Annotated in this window: 6 protein-coding genes; all 6 read left to right on the forward strand. The window is 71.2% G+C overall.

Annotation, left to right across the window (positions count from 1 at the left end; all coding sequences use genetic code 11):
• Positions 1 to 312, forward strand: a 312-nt coding sequence (locus tag FHP29_RS22965; protein WP_240044615.1) for an NADH-quinone oxidoreductase subunit C, incomplete at its 5' end; no start/stop codon positions are given.
• Positions 312 to 1,682, forward strand: coding sequence for an NADH-quinone oxidoreductase subunit D (locus FHP29_RS19345; protein ID WP_139624506.1), 1,371 nt, complete (start codon positions 312 to 314; stop codon positions 1,680 to 1,682). The genes FHP29_RS22965 and FHP29_RS19345, both read left to right, overlap by 1 nt.
• Positions 1,682 to 2,392, forward strand: a complete 711-nt coding sequence (nuoE, locus tag FHP29_RS19350; RefSeq protein WP_139624507.1) for an NADH-quinone oxidoreductase subunit NuoE — start codon at positions 1,682 to 1,684, stop codon at positions 2,390 to 2,392. The genes FHP29_RS19345 and nuoE overlap by 1 nt, the downstream gene beginning before the upstream one ends.
• Positions 2,389 to 3,696 (forward strand): NADH-quinone oxidoreductase subunit NuoF, encoded by a 1,308-nt coding sequence (nuoF, locus tag FHP29_RS19355; protein WP_139624508.1) that lies wholly within the window; start codon positions 2,389 to 2,391, stop codon positions 3,694 to 3,696. The genes nuoE and nuoF overlap by 4 nt, the downstream gene beginning before the upstream one ends.
• A complete protein-coding gene (locus tag FHP29_RS19360) occupies positions 3,693 to 6,164 on the forward strand; it encodes an NADH-quinone oxidoreductase subunit G (RefSeq protein WP_139624509.1) in 2,472 nt (823 codons plus the stop codon). Before nuoF ends, FHP29_RS19360 begins: the two co-directional genes overlap by 4 nt.
• On the forward strand, positions 6,161 to 6,763 hold a 603-nt coding region (locus tag FHP29_RS22970; RefSeq protein WP_240044616.1), incomplete at its 3' end, for an NADH-quinone oxidoreductase subunit H. The genes FHP29_RS19360 and FHP29_RS22970, both read left to right, overlap by 4 nt.

A 6,763-nucleotide genomic window follows, 5' to 3' on the forward strand; every position in this document is an offset into this window, starting at 1 on the left:
GAGCTGCACGCGGTCTACCACCTGATGTCGTTCACCTGGAACCGCCGCGTCCGGGTCGAGGTCAGCGCCCCCGACAGCGACCCGCACGTGCCGAGCCTGGTGCCGATCTATCCCGCCGCCGACTGGCACGAGCGCGAGACGTGGGACATGTTCGGCATCCAGTTCGACGGCCACCCGGCGCTGACCCGGATCCTGATGCCCGACGACTGGCCGGGCCACCCGCAGCGCAAGGACTACCCGCTCGGCGGCATCCCCGTCGAGTACAAGGGCGCCAGTGTCCCGCCGCCGGACCAGCGGAGGAGCTACAACTGATGGTTTCGACAAGCTCAACCACCACCGAGGACTTCTACGCCGACGGCACGGACACGGCCGGGGGCAGGGTCTTCACCGTCACCGGCCAGGACTGGGACAGCATCACGGCCGACGCGGGCTCGGGCGACAACGATTTCGATTCGGCTGAGCGCATCGTCGTCAACATGGGACCGCAGCACCCGTCCACCCACGGCGTGCTCCGGCTGATCCTCGAGATCGAGGGCGAGACGGTCACCGAGGCCCGCTGCGGCATCGGCTACCTCCACACCGGCATCGAGAAGAACATGGAGTACCGCTCCTGGACGCAAGGCGTCACGTTCTGCACCCGGATGGACTACCTCTCGCCGTTCTTCAACGAGATGACCTACGTCCTCGGCGTCGAGCGACTGCTCGACATCGAGGACCAGATCCCCGAGCGGGCCCAGATCATGCGGGTCCTGCTCATGGAGCTCAACCGGATCTCCTCCCACCTGGTGTGCATCGCGACCGGCGGCATGGAGATCGGCGCGCTGACCGTGATGACGATCGGCTTCCGTGAGCGGGAGCTGGTGCTCGACCTGTTCGAGCTGATCACCGGGCTGCGCATGAACCACGCGTTCATCCGCCCCGGTGGCGTCGCGCAGGACCTGCCGCCCGGCGCGCTCGACGAGATCCGCTCGTTCGTCGCGCTGATGAAGAAGCGGCTGCCGGAGTACGCCGCGCTGTGCAACGCGAACCCGATCTTCAAGGCCCGCCTGGAGAACGTCGGTCACCTCGACCTCGAGGGCTGCATGGCGCTCGGCCTCACCGGCCCGGTGCTGCGCAGCACCGGCTACGGCTTCGACCTGCGCAAGGCGCAGCCCTACTGCGGCTACGAGACCTACGACTTCGACGTCCAGACCTGGGACAGCGCCGACTCCTACGGCCGGTTCCGCGTGCGCCTGGCGGAGATGCACGAGTCGCTCAGGATCATCGAGCAGGCCGCCGACCGGCTGGCGAGGATGGAGGGCGCGCCGGTCATGGTCGCCGACAAGAAGGTCGCCTGGCCCAGCCAGCTCTCCATCGGCAGCGACGGCATGGGCAACAGCCTCGACCACATCCGCCACATCATGGGCGAGTCGATGGAGGCCCTGATCCACCACTTCAAGCTGGTGACCGAGGGCTTCCGCGTCCCGGCCGGCCAGGCGTACGTGCCGGTCGAGTCGCCGCGCGGCGAGCTCGGCGCCCACGTCGTCTCCGACGGCGGCACCCGTCCCTTCCGGGCGCACTTCCGCGACCCGTCGTTCAACAACCTCCAGGCGATGGGCGTGATGAGCGAGGGCGGTCAGATCGCCGACGTCATCGTCGCCATCGCGAGCATCGACCCGGTCATGGGAGGCGTCGACCGCTAATGAGCACCGAGCCGATCAGCGCCAAGACGCTCGCGGAGCTGCGCGAGATCGCGGCCCGCTACCCCGAGCCGCGCTCGGGCCTGCTGCCGATGCTGCACCTCGTGCAGTCGGCCCAGGGCCGGATCACCCCCGAGGGCATCGAGGCCTGCGCCGCGATCCTCGAGATCAGCGCCGCGGAGGTCAGCGGCGTCGCGACGTTCTACACGATGTACAAGCGCCACGGCGTCGGCGACTACCACGTCGGCGTGTGCACCAACACGCTGTGCGCGGTGATGGGCGGCGACGCGATCTTCGAGCGGCTCAAGGAGCACCTCGAGATCGGCAACGACGAGGTCGCCGTCCAGCGCCAGGGCGACTCGCGCACCGTCAGCCTCGAGCACATCGAGTGCAACGCGGCCTGCGACTTCGCTCCGGTGATGATGGTCAACTGGGAGTTCATGGACAACCAGACCCCCGATTCGGCGGTCCAGGTGGTCGAGGCGCTGCGCGCCGGGCACGAGGTCAGCTCGACCCGCGGACCCCGTCTCTGCACGTGGCGCGAGGCCGAGCGCGTCCTCGCCGGGTTCCCCGACGGCCGCGTCGACGAGGGACCCTCCGCGGGTCCGGCGTCGCTGGCGGGCCTCGAGATCGCCCGCGAGCGCGGCTGGTCCGCCCCCGAGCCGCCGTCCGCGCCTGCCGTGTCGGCCGCGACGGACGGAGGCGAGCGATGACCGAGCTGACCCCCGTCCTCACCGACATCTGGGACGCCGAGCAGTCGTGGAAGCTGGCGACGTACGCCGCCCGGGGCGGCTACTCCGCCCTCGACACCGCGTTCGCGATGAGCCCCGACGCCGTCATCGCCGCCGTCAAGGACAGCGGCCTGCGCGGCCGGGGCGGCGCCGGCTTCCCGACCGGCATGAAGTGGTCCTTCATCCCCCAGGACAACCCGAAGCCGAAGTACCTCGTCGTCAACGCCGACGAGTCCGAGCCGGGCACCTGCAAGGACATCCCGCTGATGATGGGCAACCCCCACGTCCTCGTCGAGGGCGTCATCCTCAGCTCGTACGCCATCCGCGCCAACAAGGCGTTCATCTACATCCGCGGCGAGGTCGTCCACGTCATCCGCCGGGTGCAGGCCGCCGTCGCGGAGGCGTACGCCGCCGGCCACCTCGGGCAGGACATCCACGGCTCGGGCTACGACCTCGACATCGTGGTCCACGCCGGCGCCGGCGCCTACATCTGCGGCGAGGAGACCGCCTTGCTCGAGGGCCTGGAGGGCCGCCGCGGGCAACCCCGCCTGCGCCCGCCGTTCCCGGCCGTCGCCGGCCTCTACGCCAGCCCCACGGTCATCAACAACGTCGAGTCCATCGCCTCCGTGCCGGCGATCGTCAAGAACGGCGCGGCGTGGTTCGGCTCGATGGGCACCGAGAAGTCCAAGGGCCACGGCATCTTCTCGCTCTCCGGGCACGTCGAGCGGCCCGGCCAGTACGAAGCGCCGCTCGGGATCACCCTGCGCGAGCTGCTCGACCTGGCCGGCGGCGTCCGCGCGGGCCACCAGCTGAAGTTCTGGACCCCGGGCGGCTCCAGCACCCCGCTCCTCACCGCCGAGCACCTCGACGTCCCGCTCGACTTCGAGGGCGTCGGCGCCGCCGGCTCCATGCTCGGCACCCGCGCCCTGCAGATCTTCGACGAGACGGTCTGCGTGGTCCGTGCGGTGCTGCGCTGGACGGAGTTCTACAAGCACGAGTCCTGCGGCAAGTGCACGCCGTGCCGCGAGGGCACCTGGTGGCTGGTGCAGGCGCTGACCCGCCTCGAGAACGGCCAGGGCACCGAGGCCGACCTCGACCAGCTCCTCGACCAGTGCGACAACATCCTCGGCCGCTCGTTCTGCGCGCTCGGGGACGGCGCCACCAGCCCGGTCTCCAGCTCGATCCAGCACTTCCGCGACGAGTACCTCGCCCACCTGTCCCACGGCGGGTGTCCCTTCGACCCGGCGAAGTCCACGGCCTGGGCCGGACAGGAGGTTTCGGCGTGAGCGAGAAGACCGTCGAGAAGAGCGACCTGGTCACCGTCACCATCGACGGCGTCCAGGTCAGCGTCCCCAAGGACACGCTCGTCATCCGCGCCGCCGAGCAGGTCGGCGTGCAGATCCCGCGCTTCTGCGACCACCCGCTGCTCGCGCCGGTCGGCGCGTGCCGGCAGTGCCTGGTCGACGTGCCCGATGCCGGCAACGGGCGCGGCTTCCCGAAGCCGCAGGCCTCCTGCACCCTGCCGGTCGCCGAGGGCATGGTCGTCAGCACCCAGGTCACCAGCCCGGTCGCCGACAAGGCCCAGCAGGGGGTGATGGAGCTGCTGCTCATCAACCACCCGCTCGACTGCCCGGTCTGCGACAAGGGCGGCGAGTGCCCGCTGCAGAACCAGGCGATGTCCAACGGCCGGGGCGAGTCGCGCTTCTCCGACGACCGCAACCGTGGCGTGAAGCGCACCTTCCCCAAGCCGATCAACCTCTCGCCGACGGTGCTGCTCGACCGCGAGCGCTGCATCGTGTGCCAGCGCTGCACCCGCTTCGCCGACGAGATCGCCGGCGACCCGTTCATCGCGCTCGTCGAGCGCGGCGCCCAGCAGCAGATCGGCATCGCCGAGGACGCGCCGTTCCTGTCCTACTTCTCCGGCAACGTCATCCAGATCTGCCCGGTCGGCGCGCTCACCTCCGAGCAGTACCGCTTCCGCTCGCGTCCCTTCGACCTGGTCTCCACGCCGGGCATCGCCGAGCACGACGCCTGCGGCTCCGCGATCCGGGTCGACCACCGCCGCGGAGCCGTCATGAGGCGCCAGGCCGGCGACGACCCCGACGTCAACGAGGAGTGGATCAGCGACAAGGACCGCTTCGCCTTCGCCTACGCGCAGGGTGACGACCGGCTGACCTACCCGCTGGTCCGCGATGAGGACGGCAGCCTGCGGGCCGCGTCCTGGCCGGAGGCGTTCGTCGTCGCCGCGCGCGGTCTCGCGGCGGCCAGGGCCGTCGGCGGCGTCGGTGTCCTCACCGGCGGCCGGCTCACCGCCGAGGACGCCTACGCCTACGCGAAGTTCGCCCGGGTCGCGCTCGGCACCAACGACATCGACTTCCGCGCCCGCCCGCACTCCGCGGAGGAGGCGGCCTTCCTCGCCTCGTCGGTCGCCCTGACCGGGCCTGACAACGGTGGTGTGACGTACGCCGACCTCGAGTCCGCCGCCACGGTGGTCCTCGTCGGCCTCGAGCCCGAGGACGAGGCGGCCGCGATCTTCCTGCGGCTGCGCAAGTCGGTCCGCGCCGGCGGCACCGAGGTCCTCAGCATCGCGCCGTTCACGACACGCGGCCTGACGAAGCTCTCCGCCCGCCTGGTGCCGACGGCACCGGGCGACGAGGCGGCCGCGCTGCGGACGCTTGCCGGGGAGCTCGACGCGAGCAGCGTGCTTCTGGTGGGTGAGCGGCTCGCCGTCGTCCCCGGTGCGCTGTCCGCCGCCGCCGAGGTCGCCGCGTCCACCGGTGCCCGGCTCGCGTGGGTGCCGCGACGTGCGGGGGACCGCGGTGCGGTCGAGGCCGGCTGCCTGCCCACCCTGCTTCCCGGCGGCCGTCCGGTCGCCGACGCCGGAGCACGCGTCGACGTCTCCGCCGCCTGGGGCGTCGACCACCTGCCCGAGGCCGAGGGCCGCGACGGCGACGCGATCGTCACGGCGCTGGTCGCAGGTGAGCTCGGCGGTCTGGTGATCGCGGGCGTCGACCCCGACGACACCGCCGACCCCGTCGCGACCCGCGCCGCCCTCGACGCGGCCGGCTTCCTCGTCGCCTTCGACCTGCGCCGCACCGAGGTGACCGACCGCGCCGACGTCGTCTTCCCCGTCGCGCCGACCACCGACAAGGCCGGCACCTTCGTCAACTGGGAGGGCCGCGTCCGCTCGTGGGAGGCCGCGCTGCACAACCCGGCGTCCCTGCCGGAGCTGCGGGCCCTGTCGGGCATCGCCGAGGAGCTCGCCCGGCTCGGCGAGGGCAGCCCCCTCGGCTTCCGCACCGTCGGCGAGGTGCGTGCGGAGATGGCGCAGCTCGGCCCGTGGGACGGCGAGCGCCGGCCTGACCGCGAGCGCAGCGAGCCTGGTCTGTCCGGAACGGAAGCGCGCCCGAGCGAGGCGAGGGACGATGCCCTGAGCGCCGAAGGCGCCCGGCGTCTGAGCACGTGGAAGCAGCTGCTCGACAACGGCTCGATGCAGGACGGCGACAAGTACCTCAAGGCCACCGCGCGCACGCCGGTCGCGCTGGTGACCCGCGCCGACTACGACCGCTTCGGCCCGACCGTCACCCTCACCGGCGATCGCGGCTCGATGACCCTGCCCGCCGAGATCTGCGACGACCTCGTCGACGGCGTCGTCTGGGTTCCGGCCGACTCCGTCGGCGACGGCGTGCTCGCCGACCTCGCCTCCCCGGGGGCCGGGGTCACGATCACCGGAGCAGAAGGGGTGCACGGATGAACGACTCGCTCGAGCTGTTCGGCAAGGATCCCTGGTGGATCGTCGGGGTCAAGACCCTCCTGATCTTCCTCATCCTGGTCCTGCTGACCCTGTTCAACATCTGGTGGGAGCGCCGCGTCGTCGCCCGCATGCAGCACCGGATCGGCCCCAACGTGCACGGTCCCTTCGGGCTCCTGCAGTCGCTGGCCGACGGGGTGAAGCTGGCCTTCAAGGAGGACCTGATCCCCAAGGCCGCCGACAAGGTGGTCTTCGTGCTCGCCCCGGTGATCGTCGTGGTGCCGGCGTTCGTGACCTTCAGCGTGATCCCGTTCGGGCCGGAGGTCAGCCTCTTCGGCGAGCGGACCCCGCTGCAGCTCACGGACATGCCGGTGGCCGTGCTGTTCGTGATGGCGATCGCCTCGATCGGCATCTACGGCATCGTCCTCGGCGGCTGGTCCAGCGGCTCGACGTACTCCCTTCTCGGCGGCCTGCGCTCGAGCGCGCAGATGATCTCCTACGAGGTCGCGATGGGCCTCGCCCTGGTCTCGGTGTTCATGTACGCCGGCTCGATGTCCACGAGCGCGATCGTCGACGCCCAGGACGACCTGTGGTTCGGCCTG

The sequence above is a fragment of the Nocardioides albidus genome (genome assembly GCF_006335005.1).
Taxonomy (GTDB): Bacteria; Actinomycetota; Actinomycetes; order Propionibacteriales; family Nocardioidaceae; genus Nocardioides; species Nocardioides albidus.